This is a genomic window from Alcanivorax sp. HI0044 (assembly GCF_001634945.1).
In genome coordinates, this window is the sequence record NZ_LWEZ01001813.1 from 1 (window position 1) to 788 (window position 788).

At 61.7% G+C, this 788-nt stretch carries 1 protein-coding gene; it reads left to right on the forward strand.

Translation table 11 applies throughout. The features are described from left to right. Window positions 1-788, forward strand: a 788-nt coding sequence (locus tag A3730_RS27040) for a DNA recombination protein RmuC (protein ID WP_231884063.1), incomplete at both ends; no start/stop codon positions are given.

The window sequence follows — 788 nt, forward strand, 5'->3', positions numbered from 1 at the left end:
GCAATGATGGCGCTGGCAGCGCTATGTTGTGGAGCCGTGGCGGCACTGTTGGCTGTGCTGATCGAGCGGCGCCGGGCGGCGGTTCGCGAGGCGGCGCTGTTGGCGGAAAAGCAGGCCTTGAGCGAGCCCTTGGCCCAGGTGCCGTTGCTCAAGCAGCAGCTGCAAGAGCAGCAACAGCGTCAACGGGACAGCGACGCGCAGTTGCAACAGTTGGGGTCCGAGAAAGCGCGGCTGGAAGAACGTCTGGCTGGCCAGCAGGAGAAACTGGCCTTTTCCGAGCAAAGCCGCAACCAGCTGAAACAGGAGTTTGAAAACCTGTCAGGGAAGGTGCTTGAGCAGCGCGGCAAGCAGCTGCAGGAGCAGCACCAACAGGGCCTGGATGGCATGCTCAAGCCGTTTCGTGAGCAGCTGGCGGATTTCCGTCGCCGGGTGGACCAGATTCACAGTGACGAGACCCGCGCCCAGGCGTCCCTGATCGAACAGCTGGGCCACCTGAAAAGCCTGAACCAGCAGATGCACGAAGACGCCCGCAACCTGACCGATGCGTTGAAAGGGCAGGCCAAGACCCAGGGTAACTGGGGTGAAATGATTCTGGAGCGGGTGCTGGAGTCTTCCGGCCTGACCCGGGGCCGTGAATACGAAACCCAGGTCACCCTGAAGGACGAGAGCGGCCAGCGTCGCCTGCCCGATGCCATCGTTCACCTGCCGGAAAACAAGGATGTGGTGATTGATGCGAAAGTGTCTCTGGTTGCCTATGAGCGGTTGTCTTCGGCGTCTACGTCAGAGGA